Source organism: Vagococcus carniphilus (assembly GCF_014397115.1).
GTDB classification, from domain to species: domain Bacteria; phylum Bacillota; class Bacilli; order Lactobacillales; family Vagococcaceae; genus Vagococcus; species Vagococcus carniphilus.
This window is the reverse complement of record NZ_CP060720.1, coordinates 2,865,043-2,888,304: the sequence shown is the minus strand read 5'-3', so window position 1 is coordinate 2,888,304 and position 23,262 is coordinate 2,865,043. Positions and strand designations below refer to the sequence as shown.

General features: G+C 29.4%; 26 protein-coding genes. 17 read left to right on the top strand and 9 right to left on the bottom strand.

What is annotated here, in order from left to right; genetic code table 11:
* Positions 1-12: 12 nt before the first annotated feature.
* From H9L18_RS14045 to H9L18_RS13995, 11 genes are all read left to right on the top strand, one after another.
* A complete protein-coding gene (locus H9L18_RS14045; RefSeq protein ID WP_126794300.1) occupies positions 13-315 on the top strand; it encodes a PTS sugar transporter subunit IIB in 303 nt (100 codons plus the stop codon).
* 21 nt (positions 316-336) lie between these two features.
* Complete coding sequence (locus H9L18_RS14040; protein WP_126794297.1) at positions 337-1,626, top strand: PTS sugar transporter subunit IIC; 1,290 nt, start codon at positions 337-339, stop codon at positions 1,624-1,626.
* Positions 1,627-1,644: 18 nt separating this feature from the next.
* A complete protein-coding gene (locus H9L18_RS14035; RefSeq protein WP_126794295.1) occupies positions 1,645-2,040 on the top strand; it encodes a tetratricopeptide repeat protein in 396 nt (131 codons plus the stop codon).
* Between the two features lie 31 nt (positions 2,041-2,071).
* On the top strand, positions 2,072-2,935 hold the full coding sequence (locus H9L18_RS14030) for a class II fructose-bisphosphate aldolase (protein WP_126794292.1): 864 nt from the start codon (positions 2,072-2,074) through the stop codon (positions 2,933-2,935).
* On the top strand, positions 2,935-3,552 hold the full coding sequence (locus tag H9L18_RS14025; RefSeq protein WP_126794289.1) for a zeta toxin family protein: 618 nt from the start codon (positions 2,935-2,937) through the stop codon (positions 3,550-3,552). Before H9L18_RS14030 ends, H9L18_RS14025 begins: the two co-directional genes overlap by 1 nt.
* Positions 3,553-4,448: 896 nt before the next feature.
* Positions 4,449-5,396 (top strand): AraC family transcriptional regulator, encoded by a 948-nt coding sequence (locus tag H9L18_RS14020; RefSeq protein ID WP_185847492.1) that lies wholly within the window; start codon positions 4,449-4,451, stop codon positions 5,394-5,396.
* A 24-nt stretch (positions 5,397-5,420) separates the two neighbouring features.
* Positions 5,421-7,724, top strand: a complete 2,304-nt coding sequence (locus tag H9L18_RS14015) for an InlB B-repeat-containing protein (RefSeq protein WP_126794283.1) — start codon at positions 5,421-5,423, stop codon at positions 7,722-7,724.
* A gap of 15 nt (positions 7,725-7,739) precedes the next feature.
* Positions 7,740-8,048, top strand: coding sequence for a hypothetical protein (locus H9L18_RS14010; RefSeq protein ID WP_126794280.1), 309 nt, complete (start codon positions 7,740-7,742; stop codon positions 8,046-8,048).
* Positions 8,045-8,857 carry a WxL domain-containing protein gene (locus tag H9L18_RS14005; protein WP_126794277.1) on the top strand — a complete coding sequence of 271 codons (813 nt, stop codon included), beginning with the start codon at positions 8,045-8,047 and terminating at the stop codon, positions 8,855-8,857. The genes H9L18_RS14010 and H9L18_RS14005 overlap by 4 nt, the downstream gene beginning before the upstream one ends.
* Positions 8,858-8,900: 43 nt before the next feature.
* Positions 8,901-9,956: a WxLIP family cell surface protein gene (locus tag H9L18_RS14000; RefSeq protein ID WP_185847491.1), complete on the top strand. Its 1,056-nt coding sequence runs from the start codon at positions 8,901-8,903 to the stop codon at positions 9,954-9,956.
* 125 nt (positions 9,957-10,081) lie between these two features.
* Positions 10,082-11,230, top strand: coding sequence for a hypothetical protein (locus H9L18_RS13995; protein ID WP_126794271.1), 1,149 nt, complete (start codon positions 10,082-10,084; stop codon positions 11,228-11,230).
* 1,126 nt (positions 11,231-12,356) lie between these two features.
* On the opposite strand, the gene H9L18_RS13985 is transcribed toward H9L18_RS13995, so the two are convergent.
* From H9L18_RS13985 to H9L18_RS13970, 4 genes are all read right to left on the bottom strand, one after another.
* On the bottom strand, positions 12,357-13,961 hold the full coding sequence (locus H9L18_RS13985; protein WP_126796650.1) for an IS1182 family transposase: 1,605 nt from the start codon (positions 13,959-13,961) through the stop codon (positions 12,357-12,359).
* A 110-nt stretch (positions 13,962-14,071) separates the two neighbouring features.
* Positions 14,072-14,602 carry a TraX family protein gene (locus H9L18_RS13980; protein WP_126796321.1) on the bottom strand — a complete coding sequence of 177 codons (531 nt, stop codon included), beginning with the start codon at positions 14,600-14,602 and terminating at the stop codon, positions 14,072-14,074.
* Between the two features lie 190 nt (positions 14,603-14,792).
* Complete coding sequence (locus tag H9L18_RS13975) at positions 14,793-15,188, bottom strand: helix-turn-helix transcriptional regulator (RefSeq protein ID WP_126796323.1); 396 nt, start codon at positions 15,186-15,188, stop codon at positions 14,793-14,795.
* A 94-nt stretch (positions 15,189-15,282) separates the two neighbouring features.
* Positions 15,283-15,645: an MmcQ/YjbR family DNA-binding protein gene (locus H9L18_RS13970; RefSeq protein WP_126796325.1), complete on the bottom strand. Its 363-nt coding sequence runs from the start codon at positions 15,643-15,645 to the stop codon at positions 15,283-15,285.
* Between the two features lie 162 nt (positions 15,646-15,807).
* On the opposite strand from H9L18_RS13970, the gene H9L18_RS13965 reads away from it, so the two are divergent.
* Both H9L18_RS13965 and H9L18_RS13960 read left to right on the top strand, forming a co-directional pair.
* Positions 15,808-16,467 carry a Type 1 glutamine amidotransferase-like domain-containing protein gene (locus H9L18_RS13965; protein ID WP_126796327.1) on the top strand — a complete coding sequence of 220 codons (660 nt, stop codon included), beginning with the start codon at positions 15,808-15,810 and terminating at the stop codon, positions 16,465-16,467.
* Between the two features lie 42 nt (positions 16,468-16,509).
* Entirely contained in the window at positions 16,510-17,139 is a 630-nt protein-coding gene (locus H9L18_RS13960; RefSeq protein ID WP_126796329.1) for a DJ-1/PfpI family protein, read from the top strand.
* Positions 17,140-17,448: 309 nt separating this feature from the next.
* Here the strand turns inward: H9L18_RS13960 and H9L18_RS13955 are convergent, their stop codons facing one another.
* Together H9L18_RS13955 and H9L18_RS13950 are read right to left on the bottom strand one after the other, a co-directional pair.
* Positions 17,449-17,823 carry a hypothetical protein gene (locus tag H9L18_RS13955; protein ID WP_126796331.1) on the bottom strand — a complete coding sequence of 125 codons (375 nt, stop codon included), beginning with the start codon at positions 17,821-17,823 and terminating at the stop codon, positions 17,449-17,451.
* A 21-nt stretch (positions 17,824-17,844) separates the two neighbouring features.
* Positions 17,845-18,372, bottom strand: a complete 528-nt coding sequence (locus H9L18_RS13950) for a GNAT family N-acetyltransferase (RefSeq protein ID WP_126796333.1) — start codon at positions 18,370-18,372, stop codon at positions 17,845-17,847.
* Positions 18,373-18,465: 93 nt separating this feature from the next.
* Between H9L18_RS13950 and H9L18_RS13945 the strand changes: the two genes are divergently transcribed.
* A complete protein-coding gene (locus H9L18_RS13945) occupies positions 18,466-18,786 on the top strand; it encodes a DUF3784 domain-containing protein (protein WP_126796335.1) in 321 nt (106 codons plus the stop codon).
* Here H9L18_RS13945 and H9L18_RS13940 read toward each other — a convergent pair.
* Positions 18,779-18,955: a hypothetical protein gene (locus H9L18_RS13940; protein ID WP_185847533.1), complete on the bottom strand. Its 177-nt coding sequence runs from the start codon at positions 18,953-18,955 to the stop codon at positions 18,779-18,781. The two genes, H9L18_RS13945 and H9L18_RS13940, sit on opposite strands and share 8 nt — an antisense overlap.
* A 170-nt stretch (positions 18,956-19,125) precedes the next feature.
* On the opposite strand from H9L18_RS13940, the gene H9L18_RS13935 reads away from it, so the two are divergent.
* On the top strand, positions 19,126-19,425 hold the full coding sequence (locus H9L18_RS13935) for a hypothetical protein (protein WP_126796337.1): 300 nt from the start codon (positions 19,126-19,128) through the stop codon (positions 19,423-19,425).
* Positions 19,426-19,777: 352 nt separating this feature from the next.
* On the opposite strand, the gene H9L18_RS13930 is transcribed toward H9L18_RS13935, so the two are convergent.
* A complete protein-coding gene (locus tag H9L18_RS13930) occupies positions 19,778-20,422 on the bottom strand; it encodes a hypothetical protein (RefSeq protein ID WP_126796339.1) in 645 nt (214 codons plus the stop codon).
* A gap of 141 nt (positions 20,423-20,563) precedes the next feature.
* Between H9L18_RS13930 and H9L18_RS13925 the strand changes: the two genes are divergently transcribed.
* Complete coding sequence (locus tag H9L18_RS13925) at positions 20,564-20,947, top strand: GntR family transcriptional regulator (protein ID WP_126796341.1); 384 nt, start codon at positions 20,564-20,566, stop codon at positions 20,945-20,947.
* Positions 20,940-22,067 (top strand): DUF1648 domain-containing protein, encoded by a 1,128-nt coding sequence (locus H9L18_RS13920; protein ID WP_126796343.1) that lies wholly within the window; start codon positions 20,940-20,942, stop codon positions 22,065-22,067. Before H9L18_RS13925 ends, H9L18_RS13920 begins: the two co-directional genes overlap by 8 nt.
* A gap of 57 nt (positions 22,068-22,124) precedes the next feature.
* On the opposite strand, the gene asnA is transcribed toward H9L18_RS13920, so the two are convergent.
* Positions 22,125-23,129, bottom strand: a complete 1,005-nt coding sequence (asnA, locus tag H9L18_RS13915; protein ID WP_126796345.1) for an aspartate--ammonia ligase — start codon at positions 23,127-23,129, stop codon at positions 22,125-22,127.
* Positions 23,130-23,262 lie beyond the last annotated feature (133 nt).

Genomic DNA, 23,262 nt, shown 5'->3' with positions numbered 1-23,262 from the left:
GGAGAGATAAAAATGAAAAAAATCAATATTTTATTTGTATGTGGAGCAGGCTTAGGGAGTAGTTTTGCTGCCCAAATGTCAGCAGAGGATGTTTTAAATAAATTAGGAGTGGAGGCGAATTTAGATCATGTAGATATTTCAACAGCAGCTTCAGTGAAAACAGATATTATTATTACTGCAGAAAATTTCAGAAGTCAATTTGAAAAATATAGTTTAGATTCAGGTACGTCAATTGTCTATCTTAAAAATATTGTGTCAAAAGTTGAAATTGAGGAAAAATTAACACCTGTTCTACAAGAAAAAGGAATAATTTAAAATAAAAGGAGAAATGTCATTATGTCAGTTATAAATTTTATTATAGATAACATACTAACTCAGGCATCTATAACAATTGCTTTAATAGCAATGTTAGGTTTAATTCTTCAAAAAAAATCAGTTGGGCAAGTTATTTCAGGTTCATTGAAAACGCTATTAGGATTTCAAGTGCTTAGTGCTGGCTCTAGTATCATTGTTGGTAGTTTAACTTATTTTGGAGAGATATTCACTGAAGGATTTCATATGCAAGGTATTATACCTTCTATTGAGGCAATTAATGGCCAAGCTATGAATGAGTTAGGTTTAGGAAGGGATATCGCTTTAACATTCTTGGCGATTTTTATTTTTAATATTTTAATTGCGAGATTTACTAAATGGAAATACATATTCTTAACTGGTCAAGCAATTCTCTGGATGGCTACCATGACTACTGTATTTGGATTTTTTGTTGGTTTGCGAGGTTTACCATTAATCATAATAGGTGGTTTTGTTGGAGGTGTATTTGCTGTTGCAATGCCAGCAATAGCTCAACCTATCATTAGAAAAATCACTGGTTCAAATGATATCGCGTTAGGACATTTTTGTACAATTGGCTATTTGTTTGAAGCAGGTGTTGCGTGGTTGACTGGTGAACGTGGTGAAAATAAAAAATCTATTGAAGATATGAAGTTACCAAAAGGATTTGAATTTTTACAAGATACGTATTTATCAGTAATGGTAGTAATGGTTCCATTGTACATAATAACAGCTCTTTTTGCTGGTCAAGAATTTGCATCAACATTATCCGGGGATCAACACTATGTCATGTTTGCTTTTATGCAATCTATACAGTTTGTAGTAGGTGTTTATGTATTACTATCAGGTGTTCGCTTACTATTGGGAGAAATTGTACCTGCGTTTAGAGGTATTGCCATGAAATTAGTTCCAGATGCTATTCCAGCATTAGATTGTCCGGTATTTTTCTCTTATAGTCCAAATGCAGTGATTTTAGGATTTATAACAACAACAATTGGTACGGTAATTGCTATGTTTACTTTACCAAAATTCGGATTGGCAATGATTTTACCAGGTATGTTAACTAACTTTTTTGCAGGTGGAACAGCAGGTATTTTTGGTAACGCTGTAGGAGGAAGAAGAGGTGCCATTATTGGTGGAATTGCACACGGATTCTTTATTACTCTACTTCCTGCATTATTAGTTACTATTTTCAATGGTATGGGATTTGTAAATGCAACAGCAACAGATGTTGATACTGTTGCAGTAGCGTTGTTATATGCTTGGGTATTTGGTCCAATTCTAAAAAGATTTTAGTAAGGTGTGATAAATATTATGTTTAATTTTATGAAAAAAAAGAAAAATAAAGAAAGTGTTGTAGAGTCTAAACTAACAGAAGAAGAAATTGCAGAATTAGATATGAAATTAGAGAAATTAATAACTGAGGTTAAGGAAATTTCAGATGATAATAATGAAACGAAAGCTGAAATGTATGAGCAAATTGGTTTAATTCAATCTGAAGTAGATAGAATAGATGATGCTATTTTATCTTTAGAAAAAAGTTTAGATTATAAATTATCAATAGGTGACGGTTATAAAAAATTGATGAGTTTATATAATGCTAAGAGAGCTATGGCAGCTAAAGAAGGAAATGATGCGGGAATAGATTTTTATATGGATAAGATGGATGAGATGAGGCAAATTGCTAAAAAAGTAACACTAAGTAGATAATACAATTATAAGAGAAAGTAGGAATATAAACGTGTATAAAACATTAAAAGAAGTAACTCAAGAAGCTGAAGAATTAAATTTTACAGTAGGAGCATTTAATACTCATAACTTAGAAATGTTGCCAGGTATGTTAAGAGCAGCAAAAGAAATGGGAGCACCAATCATTATTCAAACAAGTATCGATACAGCTAAATATATTGGATATAACGTTTTAGTTAACACAGTAAAAACAATTGCTAATGAAGAGATGGTAGACGCAGTTCTTCATTTAGATCATGCAAGAGATTTTGATGAAATAAAGGCAGCTATTGATGCTGGTTATACGTCTGTAATGTATGATGGGTCTCATTTACCGTTTAAAGAAAATATTTTAAAAACTAAGGCAGTCGTTGAATATGCACATGCTCATGGAGTATCTGTTGAAGGAGAGTTAGGTACAATCGGTGGAACAGAAGAAGGCATTCATGTTGCTGAAGATGATAAAATCTATACTAAGCCAGAAGATGCTGTAGAATTTGTTCGTGCAACAGGAGTTGATGCATTAGCGATTGCAATAGGAACTAATCATGGGCAATTTAAGTCTAAAACAGATGTTAATATCCCACTTTTAAAAGAGATAAACAGTGTAGTAGATGTCCCGCTTGTTATTCATGGTGGAACAGGTGTTAAAGAAGAAGATTACCCAGAATTAATTAATAATGGTATTCGTAAGTTTAATGTAGGAACAGAATTATTAGTTAATTGGACTAAAACGGCTAAAGAAACTTTTGGAGCGACAGAAGTTAATAAATCATTGAGACATAATGTTATTCCTGCTAACAATGCTGCCGATGAGGTTATTAAACACAAAATTAAACTATTTTTAAATCTGGACTCTGTAGCTAATTTAAAGTAATGAAAAAAGAAAAATTTTTAATTTTACTAGCAGGTAGCCCAGGAACGGGAAAATCATATTTAATGGATTTATTAAAGAAAACGTTTGAAGACATGTATATAATAACACCGGATGAGATAAAAGTTTATTATGCTGAAAATATTGGCTTTAATAATTTAAAAGAACGAGAAAATCAAGAAAAAGAAAAAGTATGGCCGTTTTATTATAAAGCTTTAGATTTATATATGGAGGCAGGGAAAAAAGTTGTTGCAACTGAATATCCTTTTAGTCATAAGCAAAAGGACAAATTGAAGAATCTTGCGGAAATCTATGACTATAAAATCATAACAATACGGTTAGTAGCTGATTTTGAAACTCTATGGGAAAGAAGGTACTTAAGAGATCGTGATCAAAGTAGACATTTAAGTTATGTCATGGAGAAATATCATTATGGTGATACTCTGGATGATATGAACAATGCTTCAAACCACATAACTAAAGAAGAGTTTTATCAGATAATTACGGATAGAAAATATGATCAATTTGAATTAGGTACCATTTACGAAATAGATGTTACTGATTATACGAAAGTAAGTTATGAACCATTGTTATCAGAATTAAAAAAAATAATTAAGTAATAACAATAGATAAGCAACGACAACTATATGACTGTCGTTGCTTATTTTTTTGACTTAAAGTTTAATAGTGTTGAGGCGCAAATTAATTGGTAATAAAAAGTCCTGAAAATGAAATAAATCAATGAAGTGTGGAAGATCTACCTTTTTTAAAGAGATAACGTTCTTTTTTAGTTTCCAATAAATTGGCGAAGTTCAACTTCAGATAATTAAATAATTATTTGTCTCCATTTTTTATTCATTCAAAAAAATTCAAGGTAAGTTTAAATGTGATAAGTTGAAATATGTATTTGGATTGTGCGGAACAGATAGAAAAGCAGAATAGTTTATATGAGTTCATTGATGGAGATTTAAAAGATTGTGAGAATGAAATGGTATGGAGAGATAAATAATTAGAAATATTAATGTTTTAATAAAAAATATACTCTAAATGTTAGAATTTTTGCAGTTGTTTAACTGGGCAGGTAACATCTAGTTAGATAACTGTCATAAGGAAGTTTCGTGTTAATGATAAATTTTAATTTCAGAAGACTATTGTTAATCATAGTAATTAAATAACGTGTAAGGTGTCTTGTCGTTGCAACTATAAAATGATACGAATAAAAAAAGTGTGTAAAAAATATATAAATAAGACTTTATTATAAAAAATAAAAGTCTTATTTTTTTGTTATAACAAAATGTATAACGTTATTTTTTATATCTATATATGTACAAAAAATAAGTAAGTGTTTATATATTTATCTAAAATACAAAAGGTTAGATAAACAGTATGTATAACTATTAAATGACGTTGAAAAGAATATAATTTTAAATGAAAAGGGAAATATGCCCTAAAACTTCTAAATAAACGACCTAGTTTTAAAAATAATCGAATGTTATGTTATTGGGGAGATAGATTTATGTTAAATAAATTTAAAGGAAATGATTTAATGAAAGAGTGTCCGTATTTAATTTATGAACGAGATTGTAAAAATCATTTTGCTGTAGTATTAAATAATAAAAGCATAAGAGAAATAAAGGATGTATATCATCTAAAAGATGATATGTGTAAATGTAATGATAATGAGTTTGTTTTAAATAATCATTGGCACTTTCATTATCAAGTATTGTATGTAAAGAAGAATGAAATTGAAGTGTTCGTGGATGGGAAATATAAAAAATACTCAGAAGGAAGTATTATTTTTATAGAACCTTTTAAAGTTCATGGAATTCGCATAAAAGATATTGAGAACACAGTTTTTTTAAAAGTGATAGAGTCGTTTAATAATAATATTTCATATTATAATTTATTAAACAAAAGTAATATTAGTATTCCAGAAGTTGAAAAGATGAGTAATAAACAGCTTAAATTCAGAGAACGTTTAATAGTTTATTTTGACCGTTTAATTGAATTAGAAAATAAATTTGATGAACTATCTGAAATTGAAAGAAAAAATTTAATTGATAGAATTTTTTTTGTGTTAATAAAATTTTTTTCAAGTAATGAAGAGAAGGAGAATTTAAAAAATTTTGAGGTAGATTTATTTAATGATAGAGAAAACTATTGGATACCAATTATCAAATATATTAATAATAATTTTGATGAAAAAATTACTTTAGAGGACATTTCACTTTCTGTTAACCTATGCCCGACTTATTTAAGCAATTACTTTAAAAAAAAAACAGGTATTACAATAACATCATATATTGAAAAAGTTAGAATGACACATGCGCTGAACGATTTAAATAAGTTAGACATGAGTATAGAAAAAATAGCTATAAAAAATGGGTTTAGTGATAGTAAATCTCTCAATAGAGTCTTAAAGAGGGAATTTGGGAAAACTGCTAAAAATTTTCGAAGTAACTGATGTGAGATAAGGAGAAGGGGATAAATGAAACTAAAAAAAGAATTTTATTTATTATTTTGTATACTACTATTTTTAAGTGGAGTAAAAGTGAAGGCTGAAGACTATAGGTCTGAAATAGAAGAAAATTTTTCACTTTTTTCTGAAGAACTCCTCAGTAAAGATCGTGTAATGAATGAGAGCTTGTATTATATGATTCTAGTTAATAATGAAGTGTTCTATTTAACAGAGGAAGAGTTTAATTCTTTTCAAGAAGAGGGAACGGATTATCAAATGCCTAATGAATTAAAAAAATCCGTGATAGAAAGTGTACCAAAAGAAAAAAGAAATTATAGCTATGCCGATAGAAGCTTTAGTAATTACTTTAATTGGAATAGCTGGCAGACTGAATCTCAAATAAAAGCATCTACAGAAGAAGGTAGAAGAAGTAATAATATCTCTGGGAATAATTGGTCAACTAATTTTTTTGCTGAATTTGAATTAATGCAATTAAATGCAACTAAACCAATAATTTCGCTGATAGAATCAAAATATCATGTTGTTAATGCTCAAATCTTAAAAAATCCTATATACAATTTTTCATATCCGGTAAGTGGTAATTTAGGATACTATGATTTAAATAAAACTCAGAGAACACCTATGATTGGAGTTCCTGGAAGTGCTAATTATTTAAATGATGTCTTATTTAATGGAGTGAAAAGACCAGCTATAGTTACAAAACTAACTAATAATAACAATTTCTTTTTCCATCCCAATACTGTTGGAGACAAGGTGCGTATAGATATTGCTTATAATTATTCAACCCCTGCTAAAAACGGTTTTAATGATTCATTAAAAACACCTCTTAGAGTAATAACAATATCTCGAACTAATCCACAATTGGTAAAAGCAGTCCATGTGGATAATAAAACAGGGAAAGTTATCCAAAATGTAGAAAATTATGGATTAAAGAAAAGCTTTAATGATTCCGTTACTATTAATAATAAAAATTTTTCTAATTACAATTTTAAGTCATATGATGTATATAGGAATGGTGAATTTGTTTCATCCAGTAACAGTAACACATGGCAAGGAAATTTAACAAGACAAAAACGTGGAATAGTTTTTAAGTACGCTCCAATATACACCGTTAGTTTTGAAAGTAATGGTGGTAGTAGAATTGTGAATCAGAGAGTAGAAGATAGTAAAAAGGCAACTCAACCAATTAATCCAACTTATGCAAATAAAAAATTTGAAGGCTGGTATGAAGATAAAGGTTTGACTAAAAAATTCGATTTTAATCAGCCAATTACTGGTGATAAAGTACTTTATGCGAAGTGGACTTCGATTCATACCGTCAGTTTTGAAAGTAATGGTGGTAGTAAGGTTACAAGTCAAAAGGTAGAAAATAATAAAAAAGCAACCCAACCAACTAATCCAACTTATGATAATAAGAGATTTGAAGGTTGGTATGAGGATAAAGGGTTAACTAAAAAGTTCGATTTTAATCAGCTAATTACTGGTGATAAAGTACTTTATGCAAAGTGGACTTCGATTCATACCGTCAGTTTCGAAAGTAATGGTGGTAGTAAGGTTACAAGTCAAAAGGTAGAAAATAATAAAAAAGCGACGCAACCAACTAATCCAACCTATGCAAATAAAAAATTTGAAGGCTGGTATGAAGATAAAGGCTTAACCAAAAAGTTCGATTTTAATCAGCTAATTACTGGTGATAAAGTGCTTTATGCCAAGTGGAGGAGTAAAATTTTAGATCCAATTGATGGTAAGACACCTGTTACACCTATTATTGAAGATGAGGAAAAGCCTCAAAATAAAACACAAGAATCATTACGAATTCAATATGTTTCAGATTTTGATTTTTCAAGTGTTATTAATAGTTATCTATCAATAGAAGAAATAAGTTTAGGAGATACGGTGAAACTAGATGATGGGAAAGTTAAACATGTTCCGGCTTTTGTATCAGTTATAGATGATAGACCAGGGGAAAACAAAGGTTGGCGACTACAAGCTAAGGCATCATCCTTTAAAGATTCTATTAATCACGAAATTAATGGCGCCGAACTTTATCTATCAAATTTGAATTTCTCCAAAAACTTAACTAATGCACCTTTAATTGAAAATGAGACAGTTAATTTATCCAATTCAGTAACTTCATTAATATCTCAGAAAGCAGGAACTCATGAAGAGAAATCTTGGTCATTAGCTTTTGGAGAATTAACTAAAGAGAATAAAACATCGGGAGTATCTTTAAAAATACCATCTGGTACACAAAAAAATAATGAAGAATATTTTTCTGTAATAGATTGGCAGCTTGTTCCATTAATAGATTAGGAGAATGAGGTAGAAATGAAAAAAATAGTAAATGTATTATTAATAATTTTATTGTCAATATTTTTCTATGATATCTCTGATGCAGCAGAATATAATTCTGATAATAAAGTCAATGGAAAAGGAAGTATTACAATAGTTGATTCTTTAGGTAAAAATCAGTCAAAAATTATGGATGAAGATATAGAAAACAAAATAAGTAGTAAGTATTTACCTAGAACAAATGAAGTAAGTAATGATTATTTAGTGATATGTGGACTACTAATTTTTACATTAGTAGCCTACTTATTATATAAAAAAAATATTTTAAGGAGAGAAGTGGAATGAATAAAAAAATAATTTTCAGTTCAGTTTTAGTTGCACCTTTATTTTTACTAAGTAGTATGGGGAATGATTTTGAAGCAGCAACGTATAAAGATAGTAATAATGCTAGTTCTATTGGAAAGGTAAAATTTATTGAAGGTGAATCTGAGATTGTTGATCCAAAAGATCCAGATAAACCTGTCGATCCAGTGGAGCCTGTGAACCCTAATAAAGGTGATTTAATGATTCAGTACGTTTCAGACTTTGACTTTGGTGTTCACAAGAAAACAGTGAATGGGATAACTGCTAATTCAAAACCAGATTTAGTTGTTGATAAAAAAGATGATAAGAAGGAAAAATATGATGTAGTTCCGTTTGTTTCGACATTAGATACACGTACTAATAGAAATGGTGGTTGGAATTTGAGAGTTTCAGCTACTGAGTTTAAAGGAACAAACAAAAGTAATAATGAAGTAGTATTAAAAGGAGCAGAAGTTATATTTAGTAATGTTTCTTATGCTCAACCAAAAGCAGAAACTCCAGTGGTAAATAGTGAAGCAGCTTCTGCTGTTGTAAAAGATGGATTTAAATTACAGCAGTCACCTCAAAAAATTGCAACATCAGATGAAAGCAAAGTTGAAAGCCAAGGGATGGGGTCATATTCTTTAGCTCTAGGTTCAGAATTAGTAAATCAAACTGATGATAACTTAGATAGTACTAAGAGTAATTATAAAGTAACAAATGGAGTAACATTTAATTTACCAAAGAATACATCTGTGTCGGTGGCTGATTATACTGCTGATATTAACTGGGAATTAGTACCAGGAATTTAAGAGGAAAAATACTATTTTTCCTTTTTTTAAAAGGAGAATGTTTTTGAATAAAAAATCTTTAACATTATTTATTATCTTGTTTAGCATATTTTGTATTTCAAAGAATACTCAAGCAAGTAATAGTAATTTTAGTGTCAATCCTATTTATCCTAGTGCTCAGGACAAGGAAATAGGAGATAGTGGCTATTTTATGTTAAATATGAACCCAGACCAAAAAGAAGTATTAGAAATTGAGGTTAACAATTATAGTAATGAGAAGATAAAAATTTTAATTCAAGCAAATCGTGTACTAACCTCAGATACTGGAGTTCTTTTATATGAGCCAGTTAAAAATAAGAAAACAAGTGTAGCTATAGATGACAACTTTAACTTTGATAAAATGATAGGCTCATATGAAAAAGAAGTTACGTTAGAGGCGAAAGAGACGAATATAATATCTATTCCTATACAGACACCTAAAAAAAAGTTTAGTGGAGAAGTATTAGGAGGAATTCATTTTAGAGAAATAAATCCAAAAGAAAAAGAAGATAAGAAAATGGTGACGAATACTTTTTCTTACAGTATACCGATCATAATAAGAGAGGATACAACTTTTATTCCAAATAAAATTTCTTTAGGAAATATAGAGGCTAATTTAAGGAATTACCATCCTTATATTGATGTTAATATAAAAAACTCTAGTTTATCTATTATTAGGAATATGGATATTGATGGGGAAATCTATAATTTAGATAGTAAAAAAAAATGGTATGTTAGTAAAATATCCAACATGCAGATGGCACCATATTCAGATTTTAATTTTGGTTTTGATTTAAAAGATACTGAAATACTACCTGGTAAATATGAGGCAAAACTGAATATTAACGCAGATGGTAAAAAATATGTGTTAAATAAAAAATTTTCCATTTCTAATTCTACAGCAGAAGAAAAAAATGAAAAATCTGTATTTGTTGACTATACTAATAAAGATAAAACAAAGTATTATGTAACTGCATTTGCTCTATTAATTTTATTTCTCTTAATATTTCTATATGTATCAAAGAAAAAAAGAGCAAAAAAAGAATATTTAAAAAAGAAAAAATCTAAAAGAAGAAAATAGTATATTTTTAGGGGAGATATATCATGTGAAATATTCTTGAAGATGATAGTAAAAGGTACATAGCTATTTTAAATAGTTTGACATACAAAAAAAAGTATATTTCGTTAGTTGATTTATCGATTTTTTTGAAAGAATCGGAAGAAACTCTTTCGAGAGACTTTGATTATTTAGAGAATTTTTATGGTGATTTTGTATGTATTGACAGAGATAGGTCAAAGATAGAGCTATTGGGAAGCTATTCTTATGAAAAAATAAAATACATTCAATATAGTATTTTAAATAAATCTCTAAATATATTGTTATTAAGACAAATATTTATTAGACCATATCAGAATGTTAGATTATACGCTAAACTATTTGAAAAGAGCGAAGAATTTATAATAATTAGTATTAACCATATAAATAGTGAACTAATAAAGTATAGTATGGAAATTAAAGTAGTTAATAATAAGTGTTTTATAACTGCTGAGGTAGAAGAGAAACTTAGAAAGTTAATGAGTGTTTTTTGGGTAGAGATTAATTTATTTGCTCTTGATGAAAATTTATTCGGTTACTTGAAAGATCAAACAGAACTATCACTTGATGAAAATGAAATTTTAACACCTTATTATTTAAGTTATGTCTATGTATCATCAATAAGGGAAAAGAATGGATTTAAAATAAACAAAGATGAAAAGGTATTAGAATATTTATTTAAAGAAAAATTGATTAAATTTTTAAAGAAAGAGCTATTTAATACAAAAAATGAAGAGTTAGTAATACCCTTATTTAATTTACTAGTAAAAATTTTTGAAAACGAAACGTATTATAAAATCCCTATAAAGTTATTTATTAGCCAATTAGATTTTTTTAATAAATCATTAAAAAATAAGGTTTACCTATACCATGAATTACAATCTATAATAACTAGTCTAGTTAATATATTGGGAATAGATTTATTTGAATATGAAAATTTACTTAATTATATTTTAATTGTTAACTATCCTGATATTGTTAAATTTTATGCAAGCAAAAGAAGGTTTTTATATGTTAATAGCGAATTTTCTGTTTATCATGCAAATTTTTTAAAACAAAAATTAGTAACTTATTTTGATAATTATTATACGTTTAAAATTATATCAACTGAAGAGCTCAAATGTCTAAACGAAAATGAATTGGTAATCACTAATCAGAGGTATTTACCGTGGAAAAATAAAGTATTGGTTGATGATTATGCGAGTAGTTATGATTTAAAAAAAATTGAATTAGATATTGTATCACATATACACTTATAAATTAGTACTTCTTAATAAACTTAAACTTTATAGGGGGGAGGGGAATACACTAAAAAGTGTATAAGAGAAGGGGATAGGATAAAGTTAATTAATTTATTTATAGCATTATATGGAGATGGATAAAGAATCATATAAAATAATATGAGTTATTAACAAAAAATTTTAAAGATGTTATTTCAATATTGATAATTTGAAACTAACTAAAAATTTAAAATCGGATAAAGGATTTTTATAGCTGTTATATTGATAAGAATATGTATTCAGATTTATCCAATAAAAATAAATGTAAAAAAGAAAAAAATATCTAATTATCATAAACCAAAAAAATTAGTTTTTTGTAATATACTGGAGCATATAATTCTTCATTTATTGATAGATAGCGAAAGATAGAAAAAGTAAAGAATTTAGATTATAGTGGATATAAAACCATTATTAAAGTAAGTATTTAGAATTTGTGTATTGAAGGGGATCTACTAGGCTGTGATAAACGACAAAAGTGCATCACTAGTGTATCACTATCAAAAAAATGTTGAAATTTTAATAGAAATAACAGATCAAATAAATTCCTTTAAGTCAGTTAAAAAAATGATATACGTAACGTACACAAGTAAACCTTTTTACTTGTGTATTTTTCGTATATGTATTCCTTGGTAAATATTTCCTTCATCTGATAACATCTTGTAAGAAAAGGAAAATGACATATAGTTTTCTCTTCGTGAAATTTAAACATTACTTTATATTAATTGTATAGTATATTTGTCCCTTTAATATCGTTAATTTTTAATAAATTTTGTGAATTGATTATATTTTTAAAATTAGACATAATCAAATTTACCACCCCAATATCAAATAACGCAAAAGAGCCAATAGTGTTAGATGTACTGGGTAAAACCAATAGAATCCCCATTTTATATAGGCATTATTTTTTCCTCTTTTTCCATTATAAGAAAGAAGTAGAGGAATATTAATTAAAGGTCCAAAGCCGGTTAACAATATTCCTATATTAGGAATACTAGCTGGATAAACAAAGTATAAGATAATATAAATAAGCATTATAAAGGAAGTCATGAGGCTGACCCATAAGTCTCAAATATAAAAATAAGGATGCAAAAATCAGTTTTGTGATTTATGCGTCCTTATTTTTTTGCCTATTTTTATTAAAACACTGTCTTGTGACAGTCATCTTCCTTAAATTGATGGCCATTAAGGCAAACCCTAACTCGTTCTTCACCTTCTCTTTTCCTCTAACTGAAAAGCGAGTGAAACCCAAATTAGCCTTCAGGTTCCCGAAGGCTGGTTCTACATCTATTTTCCGACGACGGTAAATATCGCCTGTTTCTTTTGACGCTAATAGCTCTCTCACATGGGCTTTGAAATAGTCCCAATTGCCATTCTTTTGTATGACACGGTTACAGTCACTTTTAGCTGTCGTACATTGAGAACGAAGCGGACAATTTGAACAGTCTTCGCACTCATACAGTTTAAGGTGGCGCTTAAAGCCGTATTTATCTGTCCGTGTACTGTGATTTCTAAATCTTACTTCCCGATCATTTGGGCAGATATAATGATCCGTTAATTCGTCATACGACCAATTCTGTGGGTTAAATGGATGTTGTTTAAACTTCTTTTTTTGCTCTTTTCGATACATCGTATAAGTAATTAAAGGCGTCCGTTCGAAGTCATCCATGATTGCTTGATAATTTTCTTCACTCCCATAACCGGCATCTGCCACAATGTACTGAGGTAAGTCAAAGTAACGTTCTTTAATAGTGTTTAAGAAAGGGAGAAGTGTTTTAAAATCCGTTGGATTTGGAAAAATGTCGTAAGCTAAGACATACTGAGTGTTTGTCGCTATCTGTAAATTATAGCCAGGTTTTAATTGTCCATTCCTCATGTGATCATCTTTCATTCGCATAAACGTGGCATCAACGTCTGTTTTTGAATAGCTGTTTCGCGTACCAAACTTTTTTCGATGCTCTTTGTATGTTTGTTTTCTTGCCTTAAAATCTTTGAACTGCTTCAATCGTTTTCTAGGTTCTTTTCTTTCGGAGCGAATGGTCTTACGTTCTTCCGTTACTTCTGATGCCTCTATTTGAACGGTTAATTCATCGACTTTTTGCTCTAGAGATTGAACAATCGTCGAAAAATCCTCTTCTGTCAGTTGCTCATCTTCCTTTTGTAAAGCAGGTATAATCTCTTCTGCCACCATCTTCTGATAGAGTTCCTTTGATTTCCTTGTCAAACTCGTTTCGTAGTTGTCAATACTTTTCTTCCAAACAAAGGTGTACTTGTTGGCATTAGCTTCTAGTTTAGTTCCATCAATAAAAATCGCATCGGTGTCGATTAAATCTTGTGAAACCAGTTGGTTTCGGAATTGAATAAAACATTCCTCTAGAAGTGGCTGTACAAGGGGATTCACGCGAAAGCGATTAATGGTTCTGAAATTAGGGTATTGGGATTGAGTCAACCAACGCGCCCGGATACTATCTTTTGCGAGACCTTCTATTTTTCGACCAGAGAAAATGGATTGAGTGTAACCACATAAAATGAGTTTCAACATCATTCGTGGATGGTATGATGAGGCACCCATGTTATGTTGAAATAAGTCAAAAGAAGGTTCTGGTATACTTTCAACCAATTGGTTGATGGCAAAGGCAATATCATGTTCTTCCAATTCATTTTCTAAATCTAGTGATAAAACAACTTGTTTCATGTTATAATTTTTGTACATAGATAGCACCCCTTCTAGTTATTGATTAGGTACTTTAATTATACAAGGAAGTGCTATTTATTTCGTCAAAAAAGGCCAAAAATCTTAAAAAAGATTTTTGGCCTTTTGACTTATGTTGAGGACTTATGGGTCAGCCTCTTCTTTTTTTTATCTTTAATAATGTAAAAAGCAAATATAATCAGTGGCCCTATCACATTTAAATCAGATAAAATAGTAGCTAAACTAAAGAATACAACGATGGCTATCTTCATTATTTTATTTGTTGTTTTTGAATAGGACCAGATAAGTAAAAGTCCCATTAATAGAGTGAAAAAGATGTTATTTACTAATTCATCAGGTGTAATCAAACTTTTTAGCGGGTAATGTAGCCAGTGAAATGGATAGATAGAAATTAGCCAAAATATCGCTAAACGAGAAGCGTATTTTTTTACATTATGAGTATAATGAAAACCTTCAACTAAGAGAAAAGCCATTACTGGAAAAGTGATTTTTCCAATTATTTCAGTAAAACAAAAAAGTAATGGATAACTGTGGGATAGTTGAAAAGATGCTCCGAGATGATTGATAAACATAGCAACAATTGCAATGATTTTAAGATGAAAACTATCTAAGGAGATACGTTGAAACTTATTTTTTTCCATATAAAAAAACTTCCTTCATACAAATTTTTAAAATAAAATTTCTTGGGCCCAAGAAGTTTATTTCAAAAGTAAGTATAGAAAAAAGTTTTGCTGTAGCCAATGACTTATATAAAACATGGTGCACTAAATAGAAAAATTGATGTTAAATAAGTTAACTTTAGGTGTTAAAAATAGTAGCAATCCCTTTATATCAGTGTTTTATATAATAAAATGCAGAAGTAAGGAACCCACCAATTATGGTAATACCAACAAGATAAATAAGATATTTAATGATATCCCAACCGTTTGTCCTAGCAATAAATTTGTTTTCTTGTAAAGAATCTTCTAATTGTGTCACTCTATCTTCCAATATTTTTAAGCTTTCATCATTCTGAGCAGCCTCTTGATGACCACTAATTAAATAGTTTAAATCTACATTGAATATTTCAGCTATTTTTTGAGCTTTTTCAATATCAGGTAGAGATTCTCCCTTTTCCCATTTTGAAATAGTTTGTCTAGATACATATAAATTTTTAGCAAGTTCTTCTTGAGACATACTTTTTTCTTGTCTTTTTTGGGTTAGAATTGTTGAAAAATTTTCATTCATGGAAAAACTTCCTTTCATTTATATAACGTAATAGTAATTGTTTTGTACAATAATAGTTAAACATAATTGTGCTGAATCATAAATATAAACCTAGTTATTTTTTTGTTAATGTAAAACTATCATCAATTAAATTTTTTAATTCATTTATATTTCTAACTTCAGATAAATCTACCGAAATCCAATGTTCCTTATTCATATGATAAGCAGAAAAGTACTCTTTTTTTCCTTTTAAAATTGAGATTAGTTCAGGATCCACTTTTAAATCTATAATGTCTACTTTGTTTTTCCTTTTACCATAAATTTTTTCTTTTGAAACATTCATAATAAGTGCAAACCATTTATTATTTTCAACGTGCCTAAAAACACAATATTGAGGAAATTTAGCAAATGTGTATTCTGGTGAAACTTCATATTTATTACTTATATATGTAATAATATCTTCTCTTGTTATAGTCATTTTTTATTCAACGCTCCTATAAAGTTATTTTTAATCCGTGATATAATATAACTAATTATATCAAAGAAAGAATTGCATGCATTTATTTCTTAAAGTAATCAATCTTATCATTTAGGAAAACTATTTTCTAAGTTGCAGAAAAATAGGAAAGAGGTGGCTTTAATGTCTATTCGTTATTATTTTAGTTGGTTTGATGAGGGAATTCCTAATAATATTGCTACACGTCTAAAAAAAGATGTTATTGAGAAAAAATCACTTGTATTGATTAGTGGGAATCCTGAAGAAGAGGTATTTGAGAGTGATTTAATCGTAAAAAAGTGGTTTAGTGAAATAGGAATATTATTTGATGAGTACCATATTCTTAATAATAAAGTTACGAAAAAAGATATGCAAAACATACTAACTGAGGCTTCTATTATTTTTTTATGTGGTGGATATCCTAAAATCCAAAATGAGTTTCTTGTAGAAAATGACCTAGGGAATACTATCAAGTCTTGTAACTCTATTATTATTGGAGCTAGTGCTGGATCTATGAACATGTCTTTCAAATGGTTATCTTCAAAAAATACAGATCAGGTTGTAGAAAATACTTCAGTTGTTAAAGGTATTGGATTAGATGATTTTTATTTTTGTACTAAAGCCAATCAATCAATTACAGATAAAAAATTAATAGATGAATTAAATCAAAATTTACATGATACACAAACCTTTATTGCGATTGGAGAATCAGCAATTAGAATTGAGGATAAGGAAATAGGTGGTTATGGTGAAATATATTCTTTGCTAAATCAAAATATTACTAAAATGAGTCCTTCTTTCTAGTGCAGTGGATTTATTAATAATACTTTAAAAGGAGTTTTTATTATGGCTAAAAGAAAAGCTTTATTCTTAGTTTATGATGGTATGTCCCTTAGTGAGGTAACTTTATTAGCTGATTTTTTAACGGCCTTTCAACCATGTGATTCTTCTTGGCAAATTGATACAGTAGGTTCTAAAGATAAGAAAATGGTCACGACAGAGGAATCATTTCAAGTGTTGCCCAACAAAAGTTTTGAAGAAGTAGATTTTTCTGATTATGAAGTGATAATTTTAACAGGAAATATAAATCCTTATCCGATTGCTGAAGACATAGACCTGATTGAATTTTTGAAAAAAATGAATGGATTGTCTAACCGGCCACTGATTGCAGCTATTTCATCTGCACCAATGTTTCTTGCAAAAGCAGGAGTTTTAGAAGGGGTTAAATTTACTTCAGGGTTATTTGAAGAAACATTAAATGAGTTTGATTTTTTTGATAAACAAAATATTGTTAGAAAACCAGTTGTATTTGATAAAGAGAAAAATATTGTTACAGCAATTGGTTTTGCATATAGAGAATTTGCAGTGAAGGTGGCAGAGCTTTTAAGTTACGAAAATGCAGAAAGAAGTTTAGCTGGACCAAGAAAAGATAGAGAGTACACGGATGAAGAACTAACTTTTAATCGACCTTTATAGTTTAAGAGGACTGTTTAAAACCTTAAAGTATTCAAAAGACTAAATTATCAGATAAAAATAAAACAGCTCTCAAATCTTGAGAGCTGTTTACTTATGTAGCAATTATTTAATTAAAACGTTGAAGTTAAAATCAGCTGATAGATAACCTAAAACTAATAAAATGCCAGATAAAACTATTTTTTTAGTTAAATTCTTACTTTTTTCAGTCATTTTTCTCAATCTTTTTATTTTTAAGATAGACCTATTTTTTCGAAATGTCAATTATAATCGGAATTAAATCGATTAAACATCAATAAGAACATTAAGTAGTTAATTCTTTATAAAATTTACATTTCCTTTAGCTTTTTTACCGTCAACAGAAATGGTATATTCTCCATTCTTAGGGGCTTTGAAGGTAAAATAATCGGTCTCTTTTTCATAATTTTTTGTTACTAATTCTTCTTTGTCTTCATTTAAAATCTGAACAGTTATTTTTCCTTTGTTATTTGTTATCTCACAATTAACACTGTCATCCTTTTTTAAATTTAACTTGTTTTGTCGTTTCATATTTAAAATATCATAGGACATAATAAATTGCTCCTCATTTCCAGTGCTACTTCCATTAAATTTTCTTCCCAAAGTACATGAACTTAAAAGCAGTAATAAAGTAGCTAAACAAATTATTCTTATCTTTTTTGAGTTCATTTTAAAGTCTCCTTTTAAAATTTATTTTCGCTCTGATCGTAGAATACTATAAAGGGCTACGTCAACAATACCTCGATTATTCAATTTTGCCTCTCGTAAAATACCTTCAAAAGTCATACCAGCTTTTTCCATCACTCGGCCAGAGCCAGGATTTTCTGTATCATGCTCTGCTTCAATTCTATTAACATCAGTTGTTTCAAATAAAAAATCAATTACTTCTATCAGAGCTTCACTCATATAACCTTGATTCCAAAATTTCTCTCCTAATACATAGCCTAGTGCTTTCGTTTTTGTTTTAGGTTTATCATCAACAACAGAAATGTTTCCAATCAATTGATTGGTTTCTTTTAAAACGATACCCCAACCTTCATTTCTATTGTGTTCTTCAAAAGTTAAGTAGTTCTTTGTTACTTCAATCTCGGAGTGTGGAGCCCACGTTAAATATGTTGCTACATTTTCAGAACTTGTCCAATTCTCAAAGACTTCGTCAGTATCATCAACTGTCATTTTTCGTAACTTTAAACGATTCGTTTCTAGTGTTGCTACCATTTTAATCACCCTTATTTTATTGTTAATTATATCACAAATGATAGTGATATTATTTTTTCGTAGTATACTTTAAATAAAAGGAAGTGATTTTTGATGAAGCCAATAACCATTATTAGTTTAGTTATATCTGTTTTATGTTTTATTGGGGCGATAATTTTTCACTTGTTAAAATCAAAAGGAGCTATATTAGTTAGTGGTTTCGATAATATTCCCAAAAACGAACAAAAATATTATTATAAAGAAAAAATTAGCTTAGATATGAGGAATTCCTTAATAACTTGGGGAATAACGTTACTACTAGGTTCATTTTTTTCTCAGTTTCTTCATGAATATTTTGGGATAGGAGCTATAATCATCTTTTTTATTTTAATGATTCATTCTTTAGGTCCATTTGATCAATACAAATTTAAATAGAGCGCTTCTTTTTTAGTTTTAACTGACGAAAAAGCATACTCCCAATACCAGCACCGATAAAAACGATAATAAATTTAATAAGGTAACTCGAACTAAAGTCAGCAATAAAATATAGTGCTCCGTAAAGAATAAAGTAAAAAATAAATTCTAACCAATCTTTCTTATCCATACCTCTCAACATCCTTTTTATTTTTTATTATACTACTATAATGTTGCTAATTGTACTTTAACTGACGAATTAATAAATAAAAAAACATTTTAATGCTTTTATTATTTAAATACCTCTCTTTATGATACAATTTGGTTGTAATCAAAAATAATAGATAAGGAATGATTTTAATGAAAACAAGTACAAAAATTGGTGTTGGATTTAGCGTTGCAGCAGTAGCAGGTATTTTCACAGCTGTTACTTTTTCAGAAAAAATTATTGAGAAATTAGAACATGAAACAACTCGCTATAAAACAAAAAAAGTGGTTAATGAAAAATTTGGCGGTAATGAAAAATTATTGAATATGGTAGAAGATTTATCAGATAAAGAACTAGATTCAATTGGTCAAGTGGTTAAAGAAATCAAAGGAACTAGAAAAAAAGTGAATGATTTTGGAGAAAAAGTAAAGAATAGTGTTGATATTTTTTAATTGAAATTATTAGAGTGAGAAAAAATAATTTATCTTAACAAAGACAAAAAGCTTTCAGAAAAATTCTGAAAGCTTTTTTTAATTTTAAGAATTAAAACCAAAAAATAGAACAAATAACATACCGTATAAACCTAGGCCAAATGTTAGTAGACCTAAACAGCAGAGAATCAATTTGATAAATTTATTGTTAGATTTAATTCGAAACACACTGATGATTAACAAGACACCGATAAAAATGAGAATTAGAAATAAAAGAATGAGCGGTAGACGATCTTTAATTAGATTTATCATAATTATCATTCCTGACTGTTTGACTAATTTTTTTAGGTTAATAAATAATTAAAAAAACGTTTCACAACTCACCGGGTTTAGTAGCAGGGAAATAAGAAAGCGATTCTTGATTTTTAGGTATGGTAATACTAAAAATAGTAGGTCCGACCTTTGGATAAAAACCAATTGATGTAAATGAATTATCTGTCAGTATTGCTGATTTAGCATCAACTATGACTGCATTTACTTTTTTACTGAAACTAATTTTAGTGTGTAATGTATCTCTTCTATAAATCTTTTTATTTTTTTCAAAATAAAAATAATCAGGAGATTTACCTAAGTAGATGAGTGGCTCCGTTGTTTCATCGACTAATTGATAAAAAGGTAATCTCAGAGTTTCCTGAACCATGTCTTTATGTGGTTTCTTTTCTTGAAGTGTACTTATATCTAAATAGTTTAAAAAGCGTGATTCAACACTTCGATTAACTCGAGAAGCATAAGGCCTTAAATAGCGATAATCTGTGGCATATAGAAGAATACTTGATGCTATGATACCTTCGATAACGGTTAAAACAAGCATGGTTATTAAATTGTATTTCTTTTTCTTAACATAAGGAAGTGTGACGAATAAAAAGAAAAGGAGCAAGAGACATAAAAGAAGACTACAGGGTAACAGAGAGTCTACTAATTTTTCTGATTGTGCCCAATAATGACTTGTAACTGGCATAAAACTCACTCCTATTCTTTAAGTGTCTTTCTTTTATTTTACCAAATAAGAAGCTGAAAAGATATTTTAATTCTTTTATTGTTATAGTTGACATATAACAATAATTGTTATACTATGTGTATAACAAAAAGAGGTGATGAGATGATTATTGAAATAGATGTATCGAGTGAAACACCTATTTACACGCAGTTGGTCTATCAAATCAAGTTGGGACTTATTCAAGGAAAAATAAAACCTGGTGATAGTTTACCAAGTGTTAGGAGTTTAGCAGGGGATATTGGTATTAATCTACATACGGTAAATAAAGCTTACAAAGTTTTGGTTGGTGAAGGAATCGTTGAACAAGTAAAAAAAGGCTACCAAATTTCAAGCGAGACACCACCCAAAATCAGTGATGATTATTTATCGGTCTTTAAAGAACAACTATTTGATTTAATGATTGATGCTCATGTATTTAATATTGATGTGGATCATTTATTAGAGGACATGCAAGGAAAGCTAAAAGGAGATGGTACAGATGATTAATGTACTAGTGATGCTATTTTTTAATTTGATGATTGGTTTGTTAATGGGACTGACTCCTTACTATAGTAAGAGAGATATTCCTTTTGGAGTGACGCTACCAGAGACAGATGAAGCCAAAACAGTTATGGCTCATCAAAAGAAAAGTTACTTAATGATTAATCTTTTTTTGAGTTTCTTAATTGGATTAGGCATTGTGATGTATGGCTTGTTTCAACATACAATTGACTTAGAAAGATTAATGTTCTTTAGTGTTTTAGGACTCTTTATTCAATTAATTGTTTCGATGGGTGTTTACTTAGCTAAATATAAACAGTTAAAAACTTTCAAAAAGGGATTAAAAACTGATGGATTGAAACAACCAAAAATGGTAATTGATTTGTCTTTTAGAGATGAAAAGTTGATTTTTCCAACAGGTTACTTGGTCGGTGTGAATCTTGCTTTTGTATTATTAACAGTTGTTTTAACTGTTTCTCAGTATCAACACATCCCTGAATCATTTGTCACTAAGTGGGATATGAACATGAACCCTATCATCATGACAGATAAAACATGGAAGAGTGTCCTAGCAATTCCAGCATTTCAACTATTTTTAACATTTGTGATGGGAATTAGTAATCAGTCTTATCTAAAAGGAAAGCAACGAATCGATGTGAAAAATACTGAAGAGTCTATCGCTAGAAATAAAAAATTTAGAAAGCAATCCTCTTTATTAAACTTTGTTCTTTCTTTATTGGTTCAACTATTAATGATGATGATTCAGTTGTCTATTATTTTCCAACAAATTACGCCTCAAACGTTGATGGTAGCATCTCTTGTCTTTACTGTCGCTATTCTAGGAATTGTTTTATGGTTCTCTCTTTATTACGGTCAAGGTGGAGACAGGTTGAAGACGGTGAATGTTTCTAAAGAGGCACCAGTTAAGATTGATGAGTCAGCTTCTTTTGATGATGATGATCACTGGAAATTAGGCATGTTCTATTTTAACCAAGAAGATCCTTCTTTTTGGGTAGAAAAAAGAATGGGATTAGGAATGACTTTTAATTTTGCTAAATGGCAAAGTTGGGCTTTTTTAATAGGTGTTATCATCATCCCAATTGGCATTGCCTTTTTAATGATGTAATAAAAGAAACAGGATTAAGGTAAAAAGTAATGAACTTTTCCTTAACCCTGTTTTTTCTTATAGTAAGAATATTTTTTCGTGACAAGCATTGATGGTTTCTTCATCCCATAAAGAAACTTGGACTTCTCCAATATGTGCTTTTCCAAGAAGCAGCATACACATACGACTTTGGCCAATTCCACCACCAATTGTTAGAGGTAGTTCATTGTTGATAACTTGTTGATGATAAGGAAACTCTAGTCTTTCTTTAGCATTTGCTTTTTCTAATTGAGCTAATAGGGCTTGGTCATCCACTCGAATTCCCATACTAGATAATTCCATTGCGCATTGAAGAGGTTCGTGCCAGAATAATAAATCGCCATTTAAAGCCCAATCATCATAATCAGGTGCTCGGTTATCATGAGGGGTACCGTGTTTTAACACATCACCGATTTGTAAAATGAACGTTGTGGGATGTTCTTTTACATAAGCATGTTCTCTTTCTTTAGAGTCTAAATCAGGATATAAATCAGCTAATTCTTGGCTAGTAACAAAAGAAACGCTAGTATCAATTGATACATCGACATTTGGGTACTTGGTATGTAAACGACTAGCTGTTTCAGCCATTGCATTAACTAATCCTTGTACTGTCTCTTTTAAATAATCAATGGTTCGTTGTTCTTTTGTAATAACACGCTCCCAGTCCCATTGATCGACATAAATAGAATGTAGGTTGTCTAACTCTTCATCTCGTCTAATAGCGTTCATATCAGCATACAAACCATTTCCAGAGTGAAAATCGTATTGCTTAAGTGCCACTCGTTTCCATTTAGCAAGAGAGTGAACGACTTCACCGTTATCAGAAAGGGCAGGAACATCGAATTTTACAGGTCGCTCAGTGCCACTTAAGTTATCATTTAAACCGGAACGTTCATCAACAAACAAAGGAGCAGATACCCTTTTAAGTTTTAGACTTCCTGTTAAAGCTTCTTCAAAACAGCGTTTAATAAAACCGATTGCTGTTTGAGTATCGTAAACGTTTAGTGTGGATTGGTAGTTGTTAGGTATAATTGTTTTCTCCATAAGTATATGATAACTCCTCCATTATTTTTTACAGACTATTGTATCACATAATAAAAGAGGATTTAAGTCTTTCAAGCAAGATTCTCTCATTAAAATCTAATTGATTTTTTTAATGAAAACGATATAATTGAAA